Source organism: Euryhalocaulis sp., assembly GCF_013911995.1.
Taxonomy (GTDB): Bacteria; Pseudomonadota; Alphaproteobacteria; order Caulobacterales; family Maricaulaceae; genus Euryhalocaulis; species Euryhalocaulis caribicus.
In genome coordinates this window covers 57,350-80,419 of sequence record NZ_JACESD010000001.1, presented here as the reverse complement: position 1 = coordinate 80,419, position 23,070 = coordinate 57,350, and the positions used below count along the sequence as shown (strand labels likewise).

Sequence of the window (23,070 nt, the reverse complement as noted above, 5' to 3'; positions counted from 1 at the left end):
GATGCGCTTTTTTATCGCCTTCCTGCTCAGTTTCGCCGTCCTCATGGGGCTGGCGCATTTCACATGGGGCAAGATTCTGCCGCCGCCGCCCGAACTCGACTGGGTTCTGGCGCTGGAGGACAACAAGTGGGGCGCGGCGGAAGCCGCTTCATCGCCGCGCATTCTCATTATCGGCGGCTCGGAGGCGCATTACGGGCTGTCGGCGGAAATATTTGAACGCGAAACCGGGCTTCCGGCTTTCAATCTGGGCACCCATGCGGGGCTTTCCTGGCGCACCCATTACCTGAACACGAAGCGGCTTCTGCGTTCTGGCGACATCGTGGTCTTTTCGGTCAATTACGTGCGCCTGATGGCGGACGATCCGCGCGATCTGGAGGTCCGCTACTGGCGCGAACGCGACCCCGCCAGCGTGTTCGAGTTTCCGGTCCGCTACTGGCCCGTTTTCATGGGCGGCGACTTGCTGGGCGAAGGGTTGAAATCACTTGGCTATCCGCCGGGCAAGGGCTGGCTGCGACGGGCGGATGCGATTTCCCCCCGCGGCGACGAGACGGCCAATATGCTGGAAGGGAAGCGATCGGCGCAGGACCTCAGCCGCCTTCGCAGGACCGGCATCACCCCGCCCTTCAAGGGGGAGGCGCCCGGGCTGGCGGAAATCCTGAAGCTGAAACAGGCGGTCGAAGCCAGGGGCGGGCGATTCTATGTGGTGTTTCCGGGTCAGCTCGACCGGCCGCGCTTTCATGACCGGCCAGCCTATGAAGGAAACTTTCAGGCGGTTGAAACGCTGTTCCGGGACCGCGACATAGAAATTCTGAATGATATGGAGTCCGCGCTCCTGCCGATCGAATTGATGTACGATACGGTATATCACCCCACCGGCGCCGGCCGCGCCCGCATCAGCACGCCCGCCGCGAAAACGCTCGCCCGGGATCTGAAGGCCGAAGGCGTCATGACACGAGATACGATGGAGAGTTCTTCTTGAAATTCGCCAGCCTGCCCAACGAAACCCGCGACGGAAAGCTGACCCTGGTTTCCCGCGACCTGAAACACGCCGTCGACGCCAGCGATATCGCCCCGACGCTGCAAGCGGCGCTGGAGGACTGGGACGCCCTGACGCCCAAACTCCAGGCCCGCTATGACGAATTGAATGAAGGCAAGGCCAGCGGCGCGTTCGCATTCGATCAGGAAAAGGCGCTGTCGCCGCTGCCGCGCGCCTATCAGTGGGCTGACGGATCGGCCTATATCAACCATGTGGAGCTGGTCCGGAAGGCCCGCGGGGCCGAGGTGCCGGAGAGCTTCTACGACGATCCGCTGATGTATCAGGGCGGCTCCGACGCCTTCCTGACGCCGCGCGGCGATATTCCGCTGGGCGATGAGGCCTGGGGCTGCGATTTCGAGGCGGAGATTGCCGTGATCACCGGCGATGCGCCGATGGGCACCAGCCCGGAAGAGGCCAAGGATACGATCCGCCTGGTCATGCTGGTCAATGACGTGTCGCTGCGCGGCCTGATCCCGGGCGAGCTGGCCAAGGGCTTCGGCTTCTTCCAGTCCAAGCCGCCGACGGCGTTCTCGCCGGTCGCGGTGACGCCGGACGAGCTGGGCGGCGCCTGGGACGGCGCCGCGCTGCGGCGTCCGCTGGTTTCCACCTATAACGGCGAGAAATTCGGCGAGCCGGATGCGGGCACGGACATCACGTTCGATTTCGCGCGCCTGGTGAGCCACCTGGCCAAGACGCGCCCCGTCACGGCGGGTACGATTGTCGGCTCCGGCACGATTTCCAACAAGGACCCGGACGGCAGTCCGGGGCGCCCGGTCTCTGAAGGCGGGAAGGGCTATAGCTGCATCGCCGAAGTACGCATGGTCGAGAAAATTCAGACCGGCGACTTCAAGACCGGCTTTATGAAATACGGCGACACGGTCAGCGTCGACATGTTTGACGACGATGGAAAATCCATCTTCGGAACCATCGAAAATACCGTGGTGAAGCCCTAAGCGGCTGACCGGCCTCTAGTTCGCGCGGCGATCGGTCGACATGTCGTACCGGTCGCCGTGGAACCGGCCGAAAATATCGCCCACCTGCGGGTGCCGCACCGGCTTGCCGCTCTCGTCCGGCAGTAGGTTCTGCTCGGAAACATAGGCCTCGTAGGTGGTGTCTTCGTTTTCGGCCAGCAGCTTGTAATAAGGTTGTTCCTTGGCCGGACGGATGTCTTCCGGAATGGATTCCCACCACTCTTCGGAATTGGCGAATTCCGGATCGACGTCATAGATGACGCCCCGAAAAGGGAATACCCGGTGCCGGACAACCTGTCCGAGAGAGAATTTGGCTTCGCGCTGCATATTTTCTGAGATAGCCGATTGGTTTCGCGGGGCAAGAGCTTGGCTCTGCGCGGCGAACCGGATTACAGTAAATTCAAACTGTGGAAAACGCGCTTTGGCTGCGCGCCTTTAACTGGCGACCCGCTGCGCAAACAAGAACTGGTGCGCCATGTCCAACGGCGAAACCGCTCCTGCCAGACGGCAGGGCAGCGGGCGCCGCCGCAACCGGCCCCAAAAGGGGAACGGCTTGTGCGGCGCCATCGATCTGGGAACGAATAATTGCCGCCTGCTGGTGGCGCGGCCCACCCGCGACGGGTTCAAGATTGTCGACGCCTATTCCCGCATCGTGCGGCTGGGCGAAGGTCTGGGGCGGACGGGGGAATTGTCGCCCGTCGCCATGGACCGCTCTATCGAGGCGCTGAAAGTGTGCGCGGAGAAGCTGGCCCGCCGGAATGTCGGTAAAATCCGCTGTATCGCGACACAGGCCTGCCGATCCGCCACGAATGGCGAGGACTTTCTTGGCCGGGTGAAGAATGAAACCGGCCTGCGGTTTGACCTGATTACGGCCCGGGAGGAGGCGCGGCTGGCGGCGCTTGGCTGTCTCAACCTGATCGACCGGGAAATTGATATCTGCATGGTCGTGGATATTGGCGGCGGTTCGACCGAGCTGAGCTTCATTGACGTGAAAGAGCTGAAGCGCAGGGAAGAAACCCAGAAATACGCGCCGCCCCCGATCCGCGCCTGGAGCACGATGCCGCTGGGCGTGGTGACGCTGGCCGAAAACCATCCCGAACCGGATGAGCGCGGACCGTGGTTCGATACAATGAAGGCCGCCGCACGCGAACATATCGACAAGATCGACGGCCTTGAGCCGTTCCGTGAGGCGTTCGCGGCGGGGCGCGCACAGATCATCGGCACGTCGGGCACGGTGACCAGCGTCGCGGGCGTGCATCTGAAGCTGCCGGTTTACCAGCGATCCCGCGTTGACGGGATATGGCTGGGCGATGCGGATGCGCGTAATGCCGTCCGCCATTTGCTGAATCAGACCCCTGAAGAGCGCGCGCAGGAGCCCTGTATCGGGCCGGAACGCGCCGATCTGGTGCTGGCCGGCTGCGCGATTTTCGAGGCGGTCATGGACGCCTGGCCCGCCGAACGCCTGCGCGTGGCGGACCGGGGGCTGCGCGAAGGCGTGCTTTACGGCCTGATGGGGCGCTACGCGACCAAGCGCCGCCGGCGCCGGTCGCGCCGGGGAGGGCGTCCGGCATGAGCGATGACGAAGAACGCCGCCGCCGCCGCTCCGGCCCGGTCAAGAAAGGTCAGCCGCGGCGCGGCCTGACCAAGCGGGTGAAAACCGCAAAGGGGCGGAAATCCTCATCCACGCGCTGGCTGCAGCGTCAGCTGAACGATCCCTATGTCGAGCAGGCGCGGGCCATGGGCTATCGCAGCCGCGCGGCTTTCAAGCTGATCGAGCTGGACGACAAGTTCGAACTGATCCGCAAGGGCATGCGCGTGGCCGATCTTGGCGCGGCGCCCGGCGGCTGGACGCAGGTGGCGCTGGAGCGCGGGGCCTCCCGCGTTGTCGGAATCGATCTGCTGGCCATCGACCCCATCCCGGGGGCGGAGCTGCTGGAGCTGGACTTCACCGAAGAGGGCGCGGACGAAGCGGTGAAGGCCGCGCTGGGCGGGGAGGCGGATCTTGTGGTCTCCGATCTGGCGCCCTGGACCACGGGGCACAAGGCGACTGACCACTTGAAAATTATCGCGCTGGTCGAAGTTGCCGCGCATTTCGCGTTCGATGTCTTGGCGCCCGGCGGCGCCTTTGTCGCCAAGGTCTTCCAGGGCGGGACCGAGCAGGAATTGCTGAAAGAGCTTCGCGGAAGGTTCGAGAAGGTGAAGCACGCCAAGCCGGACGCCAGCCGCTCGGAGTCGGCGGAAATCTATCTGGTGGCGCAGGGCTTCAAGGGCTGAGGCCCGCCCGGCGCGTTGCGCCGGTCACAGTTTGCGGCGCCTGCGCGCCTTGTCTCATCTCAAAAACCTGTTAAAGCGGCCCCGCAAGAGACAAGGAGGCGCCCGATGGAGATTCGGGAAGGTGTCACGTTTGACGACGTGCTCTTGCAACCCCAGAAAAGCGACGTCATGCCCGCGCAGGCGGACACGTCCACGCGTCTGACGCGCGAGATCAATCTGAACATTCCGCTGCTGTCCGCGGCGATGGACACGGTGACCGAGGCCGAACTGGCGATTGCCATGGCGCAGGCCGGCGGCATTGGCGTGATCCACCGCAACCTTTCGCTGGAAGAGCAGGCGGAAGAGGTCCGCAAGGTGAAGCGGTTCGAATCCGGGATGGTGGTCAATCCGGTCACGATCTCGCCGAACGCCACGCTGCGCGATCTGCAGATGCTGATGGCGCAATACAAGATTTCCGGCATCCCGGTCGTGGAGCCCACAGGTTCGGGCGAGCCCGGCAAGCTGATCGGCATCGTGACCAACCGCGACGTTCGCTTTGCCGAAGATCCGAACGAGAAAGTCGCCGATCTGATGACCCGCGAGGTCGTCACGGTTCGCGAAGGCACCAGTCAGGAAGAGGCGCAGCGCCTTCTCCACAAGAACCGCATAGAGCGCCTGCTGGTGGTTGATGATGCGGACCGCTGCATTGGCCTGCTGACCGTCAAGGACATGGAAAAGGCCAGCGCCTTCCCCCTGGCCGCCAAGGACGCCCAGCGTCGCCTGCTGGTCGCCGCCGCCTCAACGGTGGGCGATGCCGGCTATGAGCGCGCGCAGGCCCTGATGGATGCGGGCGTGGACGCCGTGGTGATCGATACCGCGCACGGTCATTCCAACGCCGTCCTGGAGGCCGTGGAGCGCGTGAAGAAACTGTCCAACCGGGTTCAGGTCATTGCCGGCAATGTCGCCACCGAAGGCGGCGCCAAGGCGCTGATCGACGCCGGGGCGGACGCCATCAAGGTCGGCATCGGGCCGGGCTCTATCTGCACCACCCGAATGGTGGCGGGCGTCGGCGTGCCGCAGCTGACCGCGATCGAAGGCGCGACCAAGGCGGCGCATGCGGCCGATATTCCGATTATCGCCGATGGCGGCGTGAAATATTCCGGCGACGTCGCCAAGGCGCTGGCCGCCGGGGCGGAGACGGTGATGATCGGCTCCCTCATGGCGGGGACGGAAGAAGCGCCGGGCGAGGTCTTCCTCTATCAGGGCCGGTCCTACAAATCCTATCGCGGCATGGGCTCTGTGGGCGCGATGGCGCGCGGTTCCGCCGACCGTTACTTCCAGAAGGAAGTCACCGACCAGATGAAGCTGGTGCCCGAAGGCGTCGAAGGACGCGTTCCCTATAAAGGCCCCGTTGCCCCGATTATCCACCAGCTGGTGGGCGGTGTGCGCGCGGCCATGGGCTATACAGGCTCCCGCACGCTGGCTGATTTCCGGAAAAACGCGGTGTTCATCAAGATCACCAATGCGGGCTTGAAGGAAAGCCACGTGCATGACGTGATGATCACGCGGGAAGCGCCGAACTATCCGAGCCCCGGCTAGGGATGGCTGAATGCGACCGCCTCTATCTGCTGACCGCGCCGTTCGAGGACGGGCCGGACGGCCCGTGGTTCTGTTTCGATTGCGCGGCGGTGGAAGGCGCGCTTCTGGCGTCGCCGCACTGGGCGGATCGTGTGGAGATTCACCGCCTGGCCTGGCCGCGTCCGCGCGCGGAAATCGTCGCGATCCTGGGCGAGGGCGCGCAGGACCTGCCCGCGCTGGTGCTTGCCGACGGAGCGGAGACGGCGGAAGCTGTGCTTGAAGCCAACGGGATGCGGTTCCTGACCGACCCCCGGGCCATCACGCGTTATCTGACGGACCGGCACGGCGGGGCCGCGCCGCATCCTTAAAACGGGGAGACTTACGTCATGCCAGCAGCTCATCTGGTGCTTTTCCTGAGCGTTGTCGCTCACGTTCTTCTGGTTTTCTTCCTGGGCTTCCGCATGGCCGCGGCGCGCTACAGCGCCGCCAAAAAGGGCGAGGTCGATCTGGAGCGCATGGCCATAGATCACACGGTCTGGCCGACGCCGGTGCGTAAGATATCCAATGCCTACATGAACCAGTTCGAGATGCCGGTGCTGTTCTACGCGGCGGTTCTCTTCGCGTTCACGATTGGCGGCGCGGGGTGGCTGATGGCGATCCTCGGGTGCGTCTATGTGCTGATCCGCTATGTTCACGCATTCGTTCATATCGGGCGGAACGTGGTGATCCTGCGTTTCCAGGTCTTCATACTCAGCGCCATCGTGCTGCTGGTCATGTGGGGCTATCTGACCGGTCACGCGGTGGGGAGTTACCTGGCCGTTGCGTGAGGCGGGCCGCATAGCCGCCGCGATCGAGGTTCTGGAGGACGTCGAAGCGCGCCACAGGCCGGTTAGCGAGGCGCTCCGCGACTGGGGCAAGAGCCACCGCTTTGCCGGGTCGGGCGACCGGGCGGCGATTGGCAATATCGTTTATGACGCGATGCGGATGCGCGCCTCCATTGCCTGGCGCATGGGGGCGGAAACGCCGCGCGCGCTGGCGCTGGGCGCCATGGCGTTCGGCTGGGGCTGGGACAAGGCGAAATTCGCCAGCGCCTTCGCCGATGACGAGCACGCCCCGGACCCCATGAGCGAATCCGAGCAAGTCGCTATCGTAAAAAGCCTCGACGGCGCGCCGGACTGGGTGAGGGCCGATATTCCTGATTGGTGCGAAGAGTCGTTCCAGGCCAATTTCGACGAGGAATGGGTGGCCGAGGGCGCAGCGCTGGCGCAACGTCCGCCGCTGGACCTGCGCGTGAACACGTTGACGGCTGACCGCGACAAGGCCGCAAAGGCCCTTCGCAAAACGCCGCAGAAGGCGCCGATCTGCCCGACCGGCCTCCGCTACCCGGCCGGCGAGGGCGCCTCCCGCACGCCGAACGTGACGCCCGAAAGCGCCTATCAGAAGGGCTGGATCGAGGTGCAGGACGAAGGCAGCCAGATTGCCGCGCTGCTGGTCGGGGCCAAGGAAGGCGAACAGATCCTGGATTATTGCGCGGGGGCGGGGGGCAAGACGCTGGCCATGGCGGCGGCTATGGAAAACAAGGGCCAGATCTACGCCTATGACGCGGATATCAACCGCCTGGCGCCGATTCATGACCGGCTGGTCCGGGCGAAGGTACGCAATGTCCAGGTGCGCGATCCCAAGCCCGGCGTGCTGGATGACCTGAAAGGCAGGATGGACCGGGTGGTGCTGGATGCGCCCTGCACGGGCTCAGGCGTCTGGCGGCGTCACCCGGACGCGAAATGGCGTCTGACGCCGGAAGCCCTGGCGCGCCGCCAGAGCGAGCAGGTTCAGGTGCTGAGCGAGGCGAAGGATTACGTCAAGAAAGGCGGCTTTCTCGTCTATATCACCTGCTCGGTCTTCCCGGAGGAGAACGAGGACCGGATCGAGGATTTCCTGCTCTCCAACGGCGATTTCGAACTCGTCTCCGTGGGCGAGGTCTGGCAGGACATTTTCGGTTTCGACAAGCCCAAGCCCTGGTCGGCCGATTTCAACTCGGTGACGCTGACGCCCGCCTCCACGGGGACGGACGGCTTCTTCGTCGCCGCGCTTCAGAGAACAGGATAGATGACCACCATTCAGGAACAACATGAACGCGCCCTGATCGTCGATTTCGGCAGCCAGGTGACCCAGCTGATCGCCCGGCGCCTGCGGGAGAGCGGCGTCTATTGCGAAATCCACCCCTTCAACAAGGTGGACGGAGCGTTCCTGAGCGCGTTCAGCCCGAAATGCGTGATCCTGTCCGGCGGTCCGGCCAGCGTGACGGGCGAGGGAACGCCGCGGGCCACGAAAGAGGTCTTCGATCTGGGCGTGCCGGTGCTGGGCATCTGCTATGGCGAGCAGACCATGGTGAACCAGCTTGGCGGCGAGGTGACGCCCGCCAATGAGCGCGAATTCGGCCGCGCCGATATCGAGATCGTCGCCGATACCCCGCTGTTCGAGGGCTTTGGCGGACCGGGCACGGAGGAGCGCGTCTGGATGAGTCACGGCGACCGCGTCCACGCCATCCCGGAAGGCTTCGAAGTCATCGCCAAGACGCAGAACGCGCCGTTCGCCGCCATCGCGGACGAGAGCCGGCAGTTCTATGGCGTCCAGTTCCACCCGGAGGTCAGCCACACCCCGCGCGGCGCGGCGTTGCTCAAGAACTTCACTCACGCCATCGCCGGCATGAAGGGCGACTGGTCCATGGCGGCCTTCAAAGAAGAAGAGATCGCCAAGGTCCGTGAGCAGGTGGGCGACGGCAAGGTGATCTGCGGCCTGTCAGGCGGCGTCGATTCCTCGGTCGTGGCGGTGCTGCTGCACGAGGCGCTGGGCGATCAGCTGACCTGCGTCTTCGTCGATACCGGCCTGTTGCGTAAGGGCGAGGCCAAGCAGGTCGTCGACCTGTTCCGCGGCCACTACAACATCCCGCTGGTCCACGCCGATGAGGGCGATCTGTTCCTCGGCAAGCTGGATGGCGTCAGCGATCCGGAGAAGAAGCGCAAGATCATCGGCGGCACGTTTATCGAGGTATTCGAGCGCGAGGCCGCCAGGATCGGCGGCGCGGAATTCCTGGCCCAGGGCACGCTCTATCCGGACGTGATCGAGAGCGTCTCCGCCACCGGCGGCCCGTCCGTCACCATCAAGTCCCACCACAATGTCGGCGGTCTGCCCGAGCGCATGAACATGAAGCTGGTGGAGCCGGTGCGCGAGCTGTTCAAGGACGAGGTGAGGGCGCTGGGGCGCGAGCTGGGCCTGCCCGAGGCCTTCGTCCAGCGCCACCCCTTCCCGGGGCCGGGCCTGGCCATCCGCATTCCCGGCGAGATCACGCCGGACAAGGTCGCGATCCTGCAGGAAGCCGACGCCATCTATCTGGAGGAGATCCGCAAGGCCGGCCTCTATGACGAGATCTGGCAGGCCTTCGCCGTGCTGCTGCCGGTTAACACGGTCGGCGTGATGGGCGACGAGCGCACCTACGAGGCCGTGCTGGCCCTGCGCGCCGTCACCTCCCGCGACGGCATGACGGCGGACTATTATCCCTTCGACCACGACTTCCTCGGCCGCACCGCCACGCGCATCATCAATGAAGTGCGCGGCGTGAACCGCGTCGTCTATGACGTGACATCCAAGCCGCCGGGCACGATCGAGTGGGAATAGGGAATGCGCTGTAGATGCCGAAGAAGTCGAAACAAACTCGGACAGTTGCTGAAGCTATGAAACAGGTCCAGCGTGCTGCGGCTGATCGGAAGCGAGTACGCGAAAAGCATGAGGCTGAGGTTGCTGCGCGCGTTCCTGGCGAGGGCTACGAACCTTGCATTGTCAGTTTTATCGATGTGCTTGGCTTCCGCGACTTGCTTACCACTCGCCACGCTCATGATATACGCGATACTTTGCTTCAGCTACGAGAGTTCACTGCTCCCAGTGAGCTAACCGGTTTGCGTAGGATCAAGGATGCACGATTGTCCAGTCGTGCCTTCGTAGATTCGGTTTCAGACGCAGTGGTAAGAGTGCGTGTTTTCGAAACAGAGTACAACGACGGGGCATTTTTTCACGAACTCCTCGACCTACTGCATGCTCAAGTACAATGTGTTGCATATGGAGTTGTAATTCGGGCTGGCCTCACAATCGGTGATGCCCATGTCGGGCTTGGCGGTGAGGGGCCGGTATTCGGCCCGGCTATGGTTCGCGCATTTGAAATCGAGACTCACGAAGCGATTTACCCTCGGGTCGTCATCGATGAATCTGCCTATCAGCGCTTTCGCTCAGATCCTCGGCTACATAAAGAGGACCATGACGTTGAGGAGGAAGCTAATTACGTAGATCGATTGCTCCGTCTTGATGCTGATGGCTCGCGCTTCATAGATTATCTCTCTGCGAGCGAGTCTGAATTTGATGACCCGCCCAGTTATTTCATGTTTCTAGAACAGCACGCCAAATTAATTCGGGAAAAACTTACCACCACCCGCGGCCGCGCCCGTAAAAAGTTCATGTGGCTGGCCGACTACCATAATATGGTAATCACGGAAATACTGGCCAAGTTCGAGGATGGGCAGCGTTCTGCTGAGACTTTTGAGGCGGAATGGGAAGCTGATCCGATGACATTCCTTCGTGCTATAATTGTTGAGAGCCACCGTTCTTTTCTGCAACTGAGTTTGCGTTTTATTAAATTAAATAGCTACGCTTTGTGGAGGCGTTGCAAATTATTATTAAAATAATTCTCAATATTGATAGACGATGCTATTAACCAAGAAGGTTAGCGCTTCATTCTGGGCACCGGATCGTCGGCACATCACGCTTTGGCGCTATGTGCGCAAGCGGAACGAGGTGCGGGCCGGGGCGCGGGGTCGATGTCGAACATGCTGCGCCGGTCGTTCGGGGCGAGCAGTATCGCCGGCTTCTGGCGGCACTGGAATCCGATCTGGGGCTATGGGCTGTCGCGCTTCGTCAATCAGCCGATGAACCGGGTGCTGCCGGCCTCGCTGGCAGTGGTTGTGACCTTCGTGGTCAGCGGGCTGATCCATGACGCCGTCATCATGGCCCTGCGCGGCGAGCCGGCCTTCATTTTCATGAGCTGGTTCTTCTTCCTGTCGCTTGGCGTGGTGGCGGGCGAGGCCTTCCGCTGGAATTTCGGACGCCGGCCCTGGCTGTTCCGGGCGTTGATCGTGGCGAGCTATCTCGGCGCGGCCCCGGCGCTGTCAATCCAGTTGCGGCGGGCGCTGGCCTTTTGAAGGGGCACCGCCCGCCACTCTGTTTAACTAAAAGCTGACTCTGAAACTTTCCCGTGTGTAAGCTGTCCTCCTCCAACATTCGGACCTGGGGGAGGGCGATGCGGTTTTTCCGGCCGGGTGGAAATCTGACAGGGTGGCGGCGTTTCGGCTTTGAGGTGGCGATCATCGTGATCGGCGTCGGCATTGCCCTGGTCGCCAACCAGTGGGCGACACGCGCCGTGCAGATCAAGGAAACGCGCCAGGCGCTCGACGCTGTCGAGACCGATCTCATCAAGTTGCTTGCCTTTGCTTCGGAGCGCATGGCCATTGAACCCTGCCGGGTAGAGCAGGTTGAGTTTATCGCCGGGCGGTTGAAGGCCGGTGAGGGAGAGTGGATTCCCCGGATGCCGGACGGTCTCCAGGCGCCGGGTGGTCCGATGATCCTGCAAACCCCCGTGCGTACGCCCATCCGGAACCTGTCCGCGGAATCGTGGAAAGCCCTGCTTGCCAGCGAAACCGCCCTCTACATGGATCGCGGCAAATTCATCGAACTGAGCGCAATTTTCGATGTGGCGGTTGAAATCCGGGACCTGCAGACTCAGGCGCTGGTTCTGAAAGGCCGGCTGGCCCATCTCGGCATGCCCGGCCCGATGGACGCCGATGCGCGCCGCGACGCCTATGCCCTGCTGGGCGAATACGCCGCAATCGAAGGGCTGATCACGGTTCACGCCAGCCAGATGATGCAGTCTTTGACGTCGTTCGATTATCAGTATGACGGCCGGTTGCCGTTCAGCGCGCCTGACGAAATTGATTCAGACCTTTTTGGCGCCGTGAATCGCCGTGTTTACGGCGATTGCGTCGACATATCGAAGTTCCAGCCCATGGCGGACCAGGTCGAGGCTGTGTACGGGGTCAAGATCGATCTGAGCGAGGCGGAGTCTGACGCGCCATGATCCTGCGCCGCCTTGCAACCGCGTTGCGCAAGCAGGATTGGGTCACCGTCCTGATCGAAACGCTGATCGTGGTGCTTGGCGTCTTCCTCGGCATACAGCTCGGCAACTGGAACGAGGCGCGGGCCGAGCGGGCGCGCGGAGAACAACTGGTCGAGCGCCTGTACGAGGAACTGACCACGTCGCTGGAGACGGAGCAGGCCTGCACTGTCCGGATGGAAAATTACTTCGCGACCGCGCGCGACGCTTCTGAAATGTTGCGCACGGGTGAGCTGGGCGAGGGCGGTGAAGCGGCGTTTCGCGAACAATTTCTGAAGATCGGTCCGTGGACCGATCTATGCATCATCCGCTCAACGCTGGATGAGCTTCAGAGCGGACGCATCGCCCTTGTGCGCGATGAGCGCCTAAAGCGCCTGATCCTCCAGTTTCATGAGGACGTGGATGGCGTCGATACATCCATGGCCAATCTTGGATCTGTCACGATGGATACGATGCAGGTCCTCTCCGGCGAGCTGGATTATGCCTGGAGTGGAGAGACACGCCGTCTGGTCACCCCGTTCGAGGATATGTCCGCAAACCCGGCGGTGGTCAGAAACACGGAAACGATGACTCTCGTACTGTCCGAGCAGCTTCGGTATCACAGATGGTTCGACGTCAAGCTGCGCGCCATGCAGCAGGCCCTGGCGGAATATCTCGGGAAGGACGCAAGGGAGGGCGGCTCATGATCCTAAAGCGCCTTGCGGCCGCGACCCAAGTGCTTCAGGTCGGCAAGAACCACCTCGTCAATGACGTGATGCGGCTGGTCGAACAGGCCGGCGCCATTCTCGCCGAGAGCGAGACAGAGCAGTCATGATCCTCTGCTGTTTTTGAAGTCGTTCAGAAACTCATCGGGTCTACCGCATATTTGAGAATGATAATCACTTGCGAGTCATCCGGGCCTCGGCTATCAGGCCCGGGAACTGACTTCCAAGGGGTAGATTGTGACCAAGAAAATCTGGCTGGCCGGCATTGCTTCGGCGGCAATTTCGAGCACGCCTGCAATCGCGCAGGACGCCGTGGCTGATGAAGCTGAGACGGTCGAAAACGGTGATGTCATCATCGTTGTAGGCGAAACGACGAACGTCCTGATCGATTCTGATCAGATCGAGAAAACTCAGGCGAACGACCTGGCCGACGTGTTCCGCCAGACGCCGTCTGTCTCGGTTGGCGGATCGCTGGGCATTGCGCAGAAAGTGTACGTGCGGGGGCTCGAAGACACTCTGCTGAATGTCACGGTGGATGGCGCGCCGCAGACCGGCACGCTGTTCCATCACATTGGCCGCGTCCAGATCGAACCGGAACTGCTGAAGCAGGTCGACCTGCAGGCTGGCGCGGGCGAGGCGACAGCCGGTTTTGGCGCGGTTGGCGGGGCCATTCGGTTCCGGACCAAGAGCGCTGACGATCTTCTCAAGCCGGGTCAGCGTTTCGGCGCCATGACCAAGGCCGGCTGGTTCAGCAATGACGGTTACAAGGGCAGCGTGTCCGCCTATGGCAAGCTGAACGACAACTGGGGCGTTCTGGGGTCGCTGGTCTATGTCGACCGCGACAATATGGACGATGGCGATGGCAACACGCTGTTCGGCACCGCGGCGGAGCAGCTTCTGGGCTTTGTGAAGCTGTCGGGCGAGATCGTTCCCGATCATTATCTGTCGGTCAGCTATGAGCATCGCGACGAGGAAGGCGAGTTTGGCGCGCGTCCGAACTGGCCGACTCTGGAAGGCGACATGCTGTTCCCGGCCGACGCGGAGCGCCGCACCGTGGTGGCCAACTATCGCAACACGATCAGCCCCGCGCTGAACATGGATGTGACCGGCTATTTCACCACGTCTGAATTCCAGCAGGACCGCTTTGACCGCTGGGGCAAATACGGCGCGGATATCGAGACCTACGGTTTCGACATCCGCAACACTTCCAATTTCGGCGCGAGCGAGATCATCTATGGCGTGGAGCACCGGAACGATGTCGTGAAGAGCCGGTACCTGGCCGATCAGTCGGTCTGGGGCGGCTGGGCCTGGGACCCGTCAATCGGGTCCTTCGAGGAGAAGGGGGAGCTGTGGGGCGCCTATGTGCAGGGCCACTTCCGTCTGGCTGACCCGGTCCTGATCAGTGTCGGCGGGCGCTATGATTCCTACGATCTGGAACTGGTGACCTATGACGAGCGCTCGGACAGCGAGGGCTTCAGCGGCAATGTCGGCATCCGTTATGACATTACGCCCGCACTGGCCTTCACGGCGGGTCACGGCCAGGCCCTTCGCGGCAAGGAAGTCGGCGACGCCTTCACGCTGGAGAAACGCCCCGGCCGTCTGAGAGTCGATCCGTCGCTTCAGCCCGAACGCGTGGACAATTCTGAAGCCGGTTTGACATACGATAATGGGCAGCTTCGTGCATCCGCGTCCGTGTTCTCGATGGTCATTGACGATGTCATTCTTGACCAGATCGGCGGCGGCGTAGCCCCTGAGGATTCGATTTTCTACGAAAATGTCGGGGAGTTTGAGACGCAGGGCGTGGAATTGCGCCTCGGCTATTCCTGGGAACGCATCTCTGCGGACCTGTTCTATACCTCGTACGATTCAGAGCTGAATGACCGCCCTGTCGAGGGTTATGAGGAAATCGGCCTGGCCAACGCTTCGGGCGATCAGTGGAATCTCAATCTCGGTTGGGGGCCGACGGACCGTATCGATCTGGGCCTGAATGTCCGCGTGGTCGAAGATCTCAATGACATCGACGTGCTTTACCGCGCTGTCGAGATTGGCTGGATCGACGCCCTGCAGCAAGTGGACAAGCCCGGCTACACGGTCGCCGACATCTATGGAGAGTGGCGTCCGCGACAGGTCGAAGGTCTGCGCCTGAATGTGGCTGTCCAGAACCTGTTTGACGAGCAGTATCGCGATCACGCGAGCGTCGCCGACTATAACGCCATCCCTGGATGGGAAGGCGTGGCGGGCCTCTATGAAGCGGGACGCGATATCCGTATCTCGGCCGCATACGAGTTCTGATGCCGGCTGCGGCCTTCCGGAAAGAGAAGCGGCCGAGTATTCGTATTCGGCCGCTTTTCGTGCTCTGGCACCGCTGGTTCGGCATCCTGGCGGCGCTTTGGCTTGCCCTGATGGGGCTGACGGGATCGGCCGTCGTTTATTATGACGAACTCGATGTCTGGCTGAATCAGGACCTCAAGAAGGTCGAAGCACGCGCTGAGCCTGCCAGTGTGGAACTCTGGTTCGCTGCCGCGCGCGATCAGTTTCCGGACCGGTTCATCCGCTTCGTGGACCTGCCGGGCGCGCCTGATGACTCCGTCCGGCTGTCCATGCCGTCCCTGGAGGACGACTCCGAAATCGAAGTCTTCGTCGACCCCTACACGGCGGAGTTGCTGGGGAGCCGAAGCTATGACGCGGCGGGCCTTGGGCCGCGCAACCTGATGAACTTCCTCTACGGGCTTCATCTGGACCTGCATCTTGGGGACTGGATGCTGTGGTTCCTGGGCCTTGTCGCGTTTTTCTGGATTTTCGACCACGCGGTTTCGGTTGTCCTGTCATTCCCGACGGCCAGGAAGTGGGCCGCGAGTTTCCGCGTCCGTTTGCGGAAGGGGCGGCACAAATTCACCTTCGATCTTCACCGGGCGATGGGGCTCTGGCTGTGGCCGGTCACGCTCATGTTCGCTGTCTCCGGCCTCTATTTTAACTGGTACGAGCACGTCGTGGCCGCGGTCGACCGCGTCTCTCGCGTCACGGAGCGCGCCATATTTGCGCTGCCGGCGAATGATGAGGCCGACTTCGCGCCGCAGATCGATTTCGATGAGGCATTTACAATCGCCGGCCGGCTGGAAGGCGCGCCGGAGGTCGACCTGGCGAGCTACAATCCCTGGAAAGCCGCCTATGAACTGCGCGCCCATGATGTGCGGGACATCGATCCGTACGGGCGCCGCATGATCGTGGTCGAGGCCAATAGCGGGAAAGTGCTCAGCGACCGGCATATCACCGAAGGAACCGCGGGCGATGTGTTCCTGGCCTGGCAATATCCGCTGCATTCCGGAAAGGCGTTCGGGGGCATCGGACGCGCGATCCTATTTGTTTCGGGCATACTGGTTGCGATCCTCTGCATTACCGGCATCATCCTCTGGGCGCGCAAGCTGGGCGCCCGCCGATGGCGGAAAGGCGCGCGGCGATTGGGTTGACGCGGAGCCGCGCCAACGGGGGACTGGCCGCACGGGCCGGGCAGGGGAGCGGATATGGAAATCGCCAGGCTGATCAAACAGCTTTTCTCGCTGGACAAGCCCGACCTCCAGGTCATTTCGCGCGACATCAAGGAGATGACGCGGCTGAAGCGTCAGCAGCGTGAGACGTTTGGCTGCCAGAAGGGGCAGGTGGACTACCTGCTGATGAACATCTTTGATTATGAGCGGCAGGGCCTGAAGCGCGGCGGGTATTTTGTCGATCTGGCCTGTGCCGACGGCGTCGAGCTAAGCAACACCTATTTTCTTGAAAGGCATCTGGAATGGACCGGGCTTCTGTTCGAGCCCAATCCGGATTTTCATGACTCGATCGCCAGCAATCGCACATCGCCGCTAGTTGCCGAATGTGTAACCGACGGCGCGGCGCCTGAAGTCGAGTTTCGCATCGATAACGGGATGCTGGGCGGCATCGTGGGCGAAGGCTTCGACAATTCTGCGGAGAACCGGGCGGAGGAATTGCAATCGGCCCGCATCATCCGCGTTCCCACTGTCACGCTTGCTGATGCGCTGGACCGGCATGGCGCGCCTCGCCTGATTGATTATTTGTCGCTGGACGTGGAAGGCGCGGAGGAGCTGATCCTGCGGGAGTTCGATTTCAGCCGCTACAAATTCCGCTTCATGACCATCGAGCGCCCGTCACTGGCGCTGGACCTGCTGCTGGACCAGCACGGCTATGTCCAGCTGGCTCATAGCCGGTTCGACGTTTTCTACACGCACCGTGATTTTCTCGACCAGATGAATTTTGAACCACGGTCACGCTTCATCGCAACGCCGGCAAAAGATTGGTGACTGCCTGAAAAACGCCCGAATGGGCGATCCTGATACGGGTTGACCTGAACAGCCAGCGCCTTTAATAAACCAATCGGTTATTTAACGGGTGAGTTATCCATGGGCGACGCATCATTCGAACTGAAGCTGGAGCGGGTGCTGAATGCGCCGCGCCACAATGTCTGGCGCTGCTGGACCGAGGCGGAATTGCTGGAGCAATGGTTCGCCCCTCATCCCTGGACAGCAGAAGTCGAAAAAATGGATTTGCGCCCAGGCGGCGGGTTCCACGTTGCGATGCGCGGCCCGGACGGTGAAGAGTCGGGCGGGCCGGGTGTTTACCTGTCGGTCGAGCCGGAAAAGCGTCTGATTTTCACTGACGCCTTCCAGCTCGGCTGGGTTCCGTCGGGACAGCCCTTCATGACGGCCATCATCGAACTGGCCAGCGAAGGCGACAGGACGCGCTACACGGCGCGGGCGCTGCACTGGCGAGAGGAAGACCGGAAAACGCACGAAGACATGGGTTTCCATGACGGCTGGGGACAGGTCGCCAGCCAACTGGAAGCCATCGCCGCCAAACTCTGATCCAAAGAAACAGGGAGAGCCGCCATGGCCACCGCCGCACCCGCCGACACGAAGCCCAGCCTGACCATTCAAAGGCGTTTCGATGCGCCGGTCGAACGGGTCTGGCGGGCATGGACGGATCCCGAGGCGATGTTCCAGTGGTTCGGGCCGGAAGGGGCCGAGGTTACCCACGCCGAAACCGATGTTCGGGTGGACGGGAGTTTCCGGGTCATTTTCTCCATCCCGCCGGATCCCGAAGTCCACAATGTCAGCGGCGTCTATCGCGAGGTGGAGGACAAGCAGAAGCTGGTTTTCACCTGGCAGTGGATCACGATGCCGGAGCGGGAGTCTCTAGTCAGCGTGATGCTGCGCGCGAAAGGGGACCGGACACTGATGATCTTCAGCCACGAACAGTTTGCTGATGAAGAGGCGCGGGACGGCCACGAAGAGGGCTGGACCGGAAGCTTCGACCGTCTGGCCGCGTATCTGGAGAAGGAGGCCGCATGACACGCCTGAAAGACAAGAACTCATCGGCCATTGTGGCCGTGAAAAACCTGGCCGCGGCGCGAAATTTCTACGAACAGACGCTGGGTCTGGAGGTCGCCGACGCCTCAATGGAGACGCAAGGGGCGGTTGGCTACCGCACCGGCGGCACGTTTCTGACCGTTTATCAGTCCGAATTCGCCGGCACGAACAAGGCGAACGCCGTCACCTGGGCCGCCGGAGAGGATTTTGACGCCATCATTGCGGATTTGCGCAACAAGGGCGTTGCTTTCGAACATTATGATCTGCCGGGGCTGGTGTTTGAAAACGGCGTCCACGCCGCCGGCGACACAAAGCTCGCCTGGTTCAAGGACCCGGACGGCAACATCCTGCACATCATGAATTTCTGAAAAACCGGTCTCCATGACGGAGCCAATGGGAGGAACGCAAATGACTTATGTAGAGGGTTTCGTCGCCGCGGTTCCGGCGAAAAACAAGGAAGAATACCGTAAGCACGCCGCGGACGCCGCGCCGCTGTTCAGAGAGTTCGGCGCGGCGCGGATGGTGGAGTGCTGGGGCGATGACGTGCCCAGCGGCAAGCTGACCGATTTCAGCAAGGCGGTGAAGGCTGAAGACGGCGAAGTGGTCGTCTTTTCCTGGTTTGAATATCCCGACCGCGAGACCCGCGACGCCGCCAACGAAAAGATGATGAACGATCCGCGCATGCAGGACATGGGCGAGACCATGCCCTTCGATGGAAAACGCATGATTTTCGGCGGTTTCGCGCCGATCCTCGATGAAAAGTCGGGCGGCGATATGGGCTATGTGGACGGGATGCTTGTGGCCGTGCCAACGGCAAACCGGGGGGCCTATCAGGAAATGGCGTTAAAAGCGGCCAAGGTCTTCCAGGAATATGGCGCCAATCGCGTTGTCGAGACCTGGAGCGATGATGTCCCGGACGGCAAGGTCACCGATTTCAGGCGCGCCGTGAAAGCCAAGGACGGAGAAGATGTCGTCTTCTCCTGGATCGAATGGTCTTCCAAGGAGGCCCGTGACGAAGCCTGGCCGAAGATGATGGAAGACGAACGCATGAAGCCCGATCATCACGCCATGCCGTTCGACGGGATGCGCATGATCTATGGCGGCTTTGCGCCCATCGTTGAAGCCTGATCCCGTCTGATTGAGCGCGCAATGTCCGCGCTGACCGCGAGCGCCTGTCGCTGTTTCCGCCAGGCGCGCCGGACCGGGATTGAAACTCGATTTTTGGAGGAAAAATATCATGCCGGATATCATCAACTGTCTTTGGTTCGACCACGGCGAAGCGCGCAAGGCGGCGGAATTCTACGCCGTCACGTTCCCGGACAGCCGTGTCGACCGCGTGAATACCGCGCCCGGTGATTTTCCCGGCGGAGAGGAGGGCGCCGAACTGACCGTCGAATTCACCGTGCTCGGTCGTAAATTCGTCGGCCTGAACGGCGGGCCGAATTTCACGCCGGACGAGGCGGTCAGCTTCATGATTGTCACCGAAAACCAGGAAGAGACCGACCGTTACTGGGATGCGATTGTTGGCAATGGTGGCGAGGAGAGCGCCTGTGGCTGGTGCAAGGACCGCTGGGGCTTCCGCTGGCAGATCACGCCGAAACTGTTGCTTGATCTGACCACCAGCTCCGACCGGAACAAGGCCAAGCGCGCCTTCGACGCGATGATGACGATGAGGAAAATCGACATCGCAGCGATTGAGGCGGCGGCCAACGGATAAGGGCAACGGGCCCTAAACAAGCGAAAGAGACACGCTGGAGTAGAAAGAACATGCAACCGCAAATCTATCTTTTCTTCAAAGGAAACTGCGAAGCGGCGATGCGCTTTTACGCCGAGCTGTTCGGTGGCGAGGTGGCGGGTATTTTCCTGAACGGCGACGCCTCGCCGGACGCCCGCATGCCCGGCGGCGACGACATGGTCATGAATATGGCGATTACCGTCGGCGGCGCGACGATGATGGGCTCCGACAATTCCGATGAAATGTATGACCGGCCGCAAGGTTTCTATGTCAATCTGCCGGCCTCCTCGGCCGAGGAAGCGCAGCGCTGGTTCGACGCTCTGAAGGAGGACGGCGAGGTGGCCATGCCGCTGGACGAGACCTTCTGGGCCGAACGCTTCGGCATGGTCCGCGACCGTTTCGGCACGCCCTGGATGGTGAACTATGAGGGTGCGAAGGGCGAGGGACAGCCGGTTTAAATGAGTGAAACCGCCGGTATCACGGATACAGACAGCCAACCCGCCAGCTTGGAAGGCCGGTGCGCCTGCGGCGGCGTCCGCTTTCATCTGACCTCGGCGCCAATGGTGGTTCATTGCTGCCACTGCCGGTTCTGCCAGCGGATGAGCGGATCGGCGTTCGGATTCAATGCGCTCATCGAACGGGAGCGAGTGGAGGTTTCAGGCGATCTTGCGCCTGTGGCCGTGGACACGCCCTCCTTCCATCCGCACGGCCAAGTCTGGCATCGCTGCCCGACCTGTCAAGTGCCGCTGTGGAGCGAGCACCCGCTGCTGGGACCCTCCATCGCGCTGGTGCGGATCGGCGCGATGGATGGCGCGCGTCGTCTCAAGCCGGACCTGCACTGTTTCACGGCAACCCGTTTTCCCTGGGTGGCCATACCCGACGATGTTCCTGCGTTCGAGGGCAGTTACGACCCTCGGGATGTGTGGAGCGAGGAGGTTCAGACGCGTCTCGCCGCCGTTGCGGGATAATGAACAACCAGCGCGCGCCAGCGCCCGCGGCGCTGTTTTCGATCCCCGCGACAATCTGACCGGAGCTTAACTTGCGCGCGCTTCTGACCGGGCGATAGTCTGCCTTCGATAAAGATACGCCCAATCGCCCCCGGGGAGGATTCATGAAAATTGCCGTTCACGCCGCGCTGGCCGCGGCGCTTCTCGCGCCTGTGGCCGCTTCGGCCCAGGATGACGATATCCGCAAGTTCACGGCGGAAGACGTGTTCAACCTGGAGTGGGCCAATGATCCGCAAGTCTCGCCGGATGGCGAGACCGTCGCCTATGTGCGGATGGGATACGACAAGGCGAAGGATTCGCCGGCCGGATCCGTCTGGGTTGTCGATGTCGACTCTGGCGCGCACCGGCCTCTGATCACGGGCGCGGGCTCCTACAACGCCCCGCGCTGGTCGCCGGACGGACGGCGGCTGGCCTATATGGCGGTCGAGGATGGCAAGCCGGAAATGCGCGTGCGCTACATGGACGACGGATCCAGCTTCTCCGTCGCGCAGCTGTTCCAGCCGCCGCAGGGCTATGACTGGTCGCCGGACGGCCGCACCATCGCATTTTCCATGTTTACAAAGGGGGAGACGCCCAGCTTCGCCACGCCGCCAGAGAAGCCGGAGGGGGCCGAATGGGCCGAGCCCGTGCGCGTATTCGACGATCTGGTCTACCGGTTCGACGGTCAGGGCTGGCTGAAGGAAGGCGCGGCGCATATTTATGTTGTACCCGCCGATGGCGGTTCTCCGCGCCAGCTGACGAAAGGCGATAACGGTTTCGGATCGCCGGAATGGCTGGATGAAAATACCATTCTTGCGGTCGGTAATGACGTCGAAAACCCGGATCTCGATCCGATCGAGAGCGAGATTTACGCAATCAGCGTGAACAGCGGCGACCGCCGCGCCTTGACCACGCGGGACGGACCGGATGGCTCCCCCGCCGTGTCGCCGGACGGCCGGCGCATCGCCTATACGGGCTATGACGACAGGGTCCTGGCCTATCAGCAGACCGATCTCTGGGTCATGGACGCCAATGGCGCAGAGCCGCGCAACCTGACGGCGGATTTCGATCATTCCGTCAGCTCGCCCGAATGGGCCGCCAATGGCCGCGGCGTTTACGTGACGGCCGAAGTGAACGGTCAGAATGTTCTGGCGCTGGTCGATCTCAATGGCGGCGTCGATCAGCTGGCCGACGATGTTGGCGGGACCAGTCTGGGGCGGCCCTATGCGTCAGGCGGTTTTTCCGCGTCCGATGAGGGACGGCGCAGCGTTGTGGCCTATACGCAGGGCGCGTCCAGCCGGCCCGCGGACCTGGCGATCCTGACTGGCTCGGGCGATCCGCGCCGGGTGACCGATCTCAACAGCGACGCGCTGGGCCATATCCAGTTGGCCGAGATCGAGGAAATTCAGGTTGAGTCCAGCGTTGACGGCCGCACGGTCGAGGCCTGGATCGCCAAACCGCCGGGCTTCACGGCTGACGGCTCCTACCCAATGATCCTGGAAATTCATGGCGGACCGTTCGCCATGTACACCCCGCACTTCGCGGCCGAGATTCAGCGCTACGCGGCCGAAGGCTATGTGACGGTCTACGCCAATCCGCGCGGGTCGACCGGCTATGGCGAGGATTTCGCGCTGGAGATCGACCGCGCCTATCCGGGCGAGGACTATGACGACCTGATGAGCGTCGTCGATGCGGTCGTCGCGAAGAATTACGCCGATCCGGGTCGTCTGTTCGTGACGGGCGGTTCGGGCGGCGGCGTCCTGACGTCATGGATTGTGGGCAAGACGGACCGCTTTGCCGCGGCGGCGACGATCAAGCCTGTCATCAACTGGACGACGATGGCGCTGGCCGGGGATATTGCCGCGTTCGTCGGGCGTCACTGGATGCGCGCCCAGCCCTGGGAAGACCCGGAGCTGTACTGGCGCCTGTCGCCGATCTCTCTGGTCGGCAACGTCACCACGCCCACTCTGGTTATGGTCGGGGAAGAGGATTACCGCACCCCGGCCTGGGAGGCGGAGCAATTCTACGGCGCGTTGAAGCTGCAGGATGTTCCGACGGCGCTGATCCGCGTCCCTGGCGCCTCCCACTCCATCGCTGCGCGGCCCAGCAATCTGATTGCCAAGACAGACAATATCATGGGCTGGTTCGCAAAATACGACCCGGCCAAGGAAGACGAGGCGGAGGGCGGCGACTCGGACTAGAGTCGCCCCGCATC

Annotated in this window: 26 protein-coding genes; 25 read left to right on the top strand and 1 reads right to left on the bottom strand. The window is 62.3% G+C overall.

What is annotated here, in order from left to right; genetic code table 11:
- Window position 1: 1 nt before the first annotated feature.
- Both H2040_RS00415 and H2040_RS00410 read left to right on the top strand, forming a co-directional pair.
- Window positions 2–979 carry a hypothetical protein gene (locus tag H2040_RS00415; protein ID WP_287153318.1) on the top strand — a complete coding sequence of 326 codons (978 nt, stop codon included), beginning with the start codon at window positions 2–4 and terminating at the stop codon, window positions 977–979.
- Complete coding sequence (locus H2040_RS00410) at window positions 976–1,989, top strand: fumarylacetoacetate hydrolase family protein (protein WP_287153316.1); 1,014 nt, start codon at window positions 976–978, stop codon at window positions 1,987–1,989. The genes H2040_RS00415 and H2040_RS00410 overlap by 4 nt, the downstream gene beginning before the upstream one ends.
- Window positions 1,990–2,004: 15 nt before the next feature.
- Here H2040_RS00410 and hspQ read toward each other — a convergent pair whose 3' ends face one another.
- On the bottom strand, window positions 2,005–2,334 hold the full coding sequence (hspQ, locus tag H2040_RS00405; RefSeq protein ID WP_022699225.1) for a heat shock protein HspQ: 330 nt from the start codon (window positions 2,332–2,334) through the stop codon (window positions 2,005–2,007).
- Window positions 2,335–2,560: 226 nt separating this feature from the next.
- On the opposite strand from hspQ, the gene H2040_RS00400 reads away from it, so the two are divergent.
- The 23 genes from H2040_RS00400 (at window position 2,561) to H2040_RS00290 (ending at window position 23,056) form a co-directional block, all read left to right on the top strand.
- A complete protein-coding gene (locus H2040_RS00400) occupies window positions 2,561–3,580 on the top strand; it encodes a Ppx/GppA phosphatase family protein (RefSeq protein ID WP_287153313.1) in 1,020 nt (339 codons plus the stop codon).
- Window positions 3,577–4,281, top strand: a complete 705-nt coding sequence (locus H2040_RS00395) for an RlmE family RNA methyltransferase (RefSeq protein ID WP_287153311.1) — start codon at window positions 3,577–3,579, stop codon at window positions 4,279–4,281. Before H2040_RS00400 ends, H2040_RS00395 begins: the two co-directional genes overlap by 4 nt.
- Before the next feature lie 105 nt (window positions 4,282–4,386).
- Window positions 4,387–5,859: an IMP dehydrogenase gene (gene guaB, locus H2040_RS00390; RefSeq protein ID WP_287153309.1), complete on the top strand. Its 1,473-nt coding sequence runs from the start codon at window positions 4,387–4,389 to the stop codon at window positions 5,857–5,859.
- Window positions 5,860–5,861: 2 nt separating this feature from the next.
- The gene (locus tag H2040_RS00385; RefSeq protein WP_287153307.1) at window positions 5,862–6,206 is read left to right on the top strand and encodes a DUF3088 family protein; all 345 of its coding nucleotides are present in this window, start codon (window positions 5,862–5,864) and stop codon (window positions 6,204–6,206) included.
- An 18-nt stretch (window positions 6,207–6,224) separates the two neighbouring features.
- Window positions 6,225–6,665, top strand: coding sequence for an MAPEG family protein (locus H2040_RS00380; protein ID WP_033311605.1), 441 nt, complete (start codon window positions 6,225–6,227; stop codon window positions 6,663–6,665).
- Complete coding sequence (locus H2040_RS00375) at window positions 6,658–7,944, top strand: RsmB/NOP family class I SAM-dependent RNA methyltransferase (protein WP_287153303.1); 1,287 nt, start codon at window positions 6,658–6,660, stop codon at window positions 7,942–7,944. The genes H2040_RS00380 and H2040_RS00375 overlap by 8 nt, the downstream gene beginning before the upstream one ends.
- Entirely contained in the window at window positions 7,945–9,513 is a 1,569-nt protein-coding gene (gene guaA / locus H2040_RS00370; RefSeq protein ID WP_287153300.1) for a glutamine-hydrolyzing GMP synthase, read from the top strand.
- A 14-nt stretch (window positions 9,514–9,527) separates the two neighbouring features.
- Entirely contained in the window at window positions 9,528–10,571 is a 1,044-nt protein-coding gene (locus H2040_RS00365; RefSeq protein ID WP_287153298.1) for a hypothetical protein, read from the top strand.
- Window positions 10,572–10,703: 132 nt separating this feature from the next.
- Entirely contained in the window at window positions 10,704–11,084 is a 381-nt protein-coding gene (locus tag H2040_RS00360; protein WP_287153296.1) for an MBOAT family protein, read from the top strand.
- Between the two features lie 98 nt (window positions 11,085–11,182).
- The gene (locus tag H2040_RS00355) at window positions 11,183–12,016 is read left to right on the top strand and encodes a hypothetical protein (protein ID WP_287153294.1); all 834 of its coding nucleotides are present in this window, start codon (window positions 11,183–11,185) and stop codon (window positions 12,014–12,016) included.
- The gene (locus tag H2040_RS00350; RefSeq protein WP_287153291.1) at window positions 12,013–12,738 is read left to right on the top strand and encodes a hypothetical protein; all 726 of its coding nucleotides are present in this window, start codon (window positions 12,013–12,015) and stop codon (window positions 12,736–12,738) included. The genes H2040_RS00355 and H2040_RS00350 overlap by 4 nt, the downstream gene beginning before the upstream one ends.
- Entirely contained in the window at window positions 12,735–12,866 is a 132-nt protein-coding gene (locus H2040_RS00345; protein ID WP_287153289.1) for a hypothetical protein, read from the top strand. The genes H2040_RS00350 and H2040_RS00345 overlap by 4 nt, the downstream gene beginning before the upstream one ends.
- 127 nt (window positions 12,867–12,993) lie before the next feature.
- On the top strand, window positions 12,994–15,048 hold the full coding sequence (locus tag H2040_RS00340; protein ID WP_287153287.1) for a TonB-dependent receptor domain-containing protein: 2,055 nt from the start codon (window positions 12,994–12,996) through the stop codon (window positions 15,046–15,048).
- A complete protein-coding gene (locus H2040_RS00335) occupies window positions 15,048–16,223 on the top strand; it encodes a PepSY-associated TM helix domain-containing protein (RefSeq protein WP_287153285.1) in 1,176 nt (391 codons plus the stop codon). The genes H2040_RS00340 and H2040_RS00335 overlap by 1 nt, the downstream gene beginning before the upstream one ends.
- A gap of 54 nt (window positions 16,224–16,277) precedes the next feature.
- Window positions 16,278–17,069: an FkbM family methyltransferase gene (locus tag H2040_RS00330; protein ID WP_287153283.1), complete on the top strand. Its 792-nt coding sequence runs from the start codon at window positions 16,278–16,280 to the stop codon at window positions 17,067–17,069.
- 99 nt (window positions 17,070–17,168) lie between these two features.
- On the top strand, window positions 17,169–17,630 hold the full coding sequence (locus tag H2040_RS00325; RefSeq protein ID WP_287153281.1) for an SRPBCC family protein: 462 nt from the start codon (window positions 17,169–17,171) through the stop codon (window positions 17,628–17,630).
- A gap of 24 nt (window positions 17,631–17,654) precedes the next feature.
- Complete coding sequence (locus H2040_RS00320) at window positions 17,655–18,116, top strand: SRPBCC family protein (RefSeq protein WP_287153279.1); 462 nt, start codon at window positions 17,655–17,657, stop codon at window positions 18,114–18,116.
- Window positions 18,113–18,502 carry a VOC family protein gene (locus H2040_RS00315; protein ID WP_287153277.1) on the top strand — a complete coding sequence of 130 codons (390 nt, stop codon included), beginning with the start codon at window positions 18,113–18,115 and terminating at the stop codon, window positions 18,500–18,502. The genes H2040_RS00320 and H2040_RS00315 overlap by 4 nt, the downstream gene beginning before the upstream one ends.
- 40 nt (window positions 18,503–18,542) lie before the next feature.
- On the top strand, window positions 18,543–19,262 hold the full coding sequence (locus tag H2040_RS00310) for a DUF1428 domain-containing protein (protein ID WP_287153275.1): 720 nt from the start codon (window positions 18,543–18,545) through the stop codon (window positions 19,260–19,262).
- 109 nt (window positions 19,263–19,371) lie between these two features.
- On the top strand, window positions 19,372–19,851 hold the full coding sequence (locus H2040_RS00305) for a VOC family protein (RefSeq protein ID WP_287153273.1): 480 nt from the start codon (window positions 19,372–19,374) through the stop codon (window positions 19,849–19,851).
- Between the two features lie 50 nt (window positions 19,852–19,901).
- Entirely contained in the window at window positions 19,902–20,327 is a 426-nt protein-coding gene (locus tag H2040_RS00300; RefSeq protein ID WP_287153271.1) for a VOC family protein, read from the top strand.
- On the top strand, window positions 20,328–20,837 hold the full coding sequence (locus tag H2040_RS00295) for a GFA family protein (protein ID WP_287153269.1): 510 nt from the start codon (window positions 20,328–20,330) through the stop codon (window positions 20,835–20,837).
- Window positions 20,838–20,980: 143 nt separating this feature from the next.
- Window positions 20,981–23,056, top strand: a complete 2,076-nt coding sequence (locus tag H2040_RS00290) for a S9 family peptidase (protein ID WP_287153266.1) — start codon at window positions 20,981–20,983, stop codon at window positions 23,054–23,056.
- Window positions 23,057–23,070 lie beyond the last annotated feature (14 nt).

What these genes read in the sequence shown, in the direction of transcription:
- H2040_RS00365 (WP_287153298.1), top strand. Translation starts at nt 9,528, where the DNA reads ATGCCGAAGAAGTCGAAACAAACTCGGACAGTTGCTGAAGCTATGAAA.
- H2040_RS00330 (WP_287153283.1), top strand. Translation starts at nt 16,278, where the DNA reads ATGGAAATCGCCAGGCTGATCAAACAGCTTTTCTCGCTGGACAAGCCC.
- H2040_RS00395 (WP_287153311.1), top strand. Translation starts at nt 3,577, where the DNA reads ATGAGCGATGACGAAGAACGCCGCCGCCGCCGCTCCGGCCCGGTCAAG.
- H2040_RS00415 (WP_287153318.1), top strand. Translation starts at nt 2, where the DNA reads ATGCGCTTTTTTATCGCCTTCCTGCTCAGTTTCGCCGTCCTCATGGGG.
- guaA (WP_287153300.1), top strand. Translation starts at nt 7,945, where the DNA reads ATGACCACCATTCAGGAACAACATGAACGCGCCCTGATCGTCGATTTC.
- H2040_RS00290 (WP_287153266.1), top strand. Translation starts at nt 20,981, where the DNA reads ATGAAAATTGCCGTTCACGCCGCGCTGGCCGCGGCGCTTCTCGCGCCT.
- hspQ (WP_022699225.1), bottom strand. Translation starts at nt 2,334, where the DNA reads ATGCAGCGCGAAGCCAAATTCTCTCTCGGACAGGTTGTCCGGCACCGG.
- H2040_RS00325 (WP_287153281.1), top strand. Translation starts at nt 17,169, where the DNA reads ATGGGCGACGCATCATTCGAACTGAAGCTGGAGCGGGTGCTGAATGCG.
- H2040_RS00380 (WP_033311605.1), top strand. Translation starts at nt 6,225, where the DNA reads ATGCCAGCAGCTCATCTGGTGCTTTTCCTGAGCGTTGTCGCTCACGTT.
- H2040_RS00335 (WP_287153285.1), top strand. Translation starts at nt 15,048, where the DNA reads ATGCCGGCTGCGGCCTTCCGGAAAGAGAAGCGGCCGAGTATTCGTATT.
- H2040_RS00360 (WP_287153296.1), top strand. Translation starts at nt 10,704, where the DNA reads ATGTCGAACATGCTGCGCCGGTCGTTCGGGGCGAGCAGTATCGCCGGC.
- guaB (WP_287153309.1), top strand. Translation starts at nt 4,387, where the DNA reads ATGGAGATTCGGGAAGGTGTCACGTTTGACGACGTGCTCTTGCAACCC.
- H2040_RS00295 (WP_287153269.1), top strand. Translation starts at nt 20,328, where the DNA reads ATGAGTGAAACCGCCGGTATCACGGATACAGACAGCCAACCCGCCAGC.
- H2040_RS00385 (WP_287153307.1), top strand. Translation starts at nt 5,862, where the DNA reads ATGGCTGAATGCGACCGCCTCTATCTGCTGACCGCGCCGTTCGAGGAC.
- H2040_RS00355 (WP_287153294.1), top strand. Translation starts at nt 11,183, where the DNA reads ATGCGGTTTTTCCGGCCGGGTGGAAATCTGACAGGGTGGCGGCGTTTC.
- H2040_RS00345 (WP_287153289.1), top strand. Translation starts at nt 12,735, where the DNA reads ATGATCCTAAAGCGCCTTGCGGCCGCGACCCAAGTGCTTCAGGTCGGC.
- H2040_RS00315 (WP_287153277.1), top strand. Translation starts at nt 18,113, where the DNA reads ATGACACGCCTGAAAGACAAGAACTCATCGGCCATTGTGGCCGTGAAA.
- H2040_RS00300 (WP_287153271.1), top strand. Translation starts at nt 19,902, where the DNA reads ATGCAACCGCAAATCTATCTTTTCTTCAAAGGAAACTGCGAAGCGGCG.
- H2040_RS00310 (WP_287153275.1), top strand. Translation starts at nt 18,543, where the DNA reads ATGACTTATGTAGAGGGTTTCGTCGCCGCGGTTCCGGCGAAAAACAAG.
- H2040_RS00350 (WP_287153291.1), top strand. Translation starts at nt 12,013, where the DNA reads ATGATCCTGCGCCGCCTTGCAACCGCGTTGCGCAAGCAGGATTGGGTC.
- H2040_RS00320 (WP_287153279.1), top strand. Translation starts at nt 17,655, where the DNA reads ATGGCCACCGCCGCACCCGCCGACACGAAGCCCAGCCTGACCATTCAA.
- H2040_RS00305 (WP_287153273.1), top strand. Translation starts at nt 19,372, where the DNA reads ATGCCGGATATCATCAACTGTCTTTGGTTCGACCACGGCGAAGCGCGC.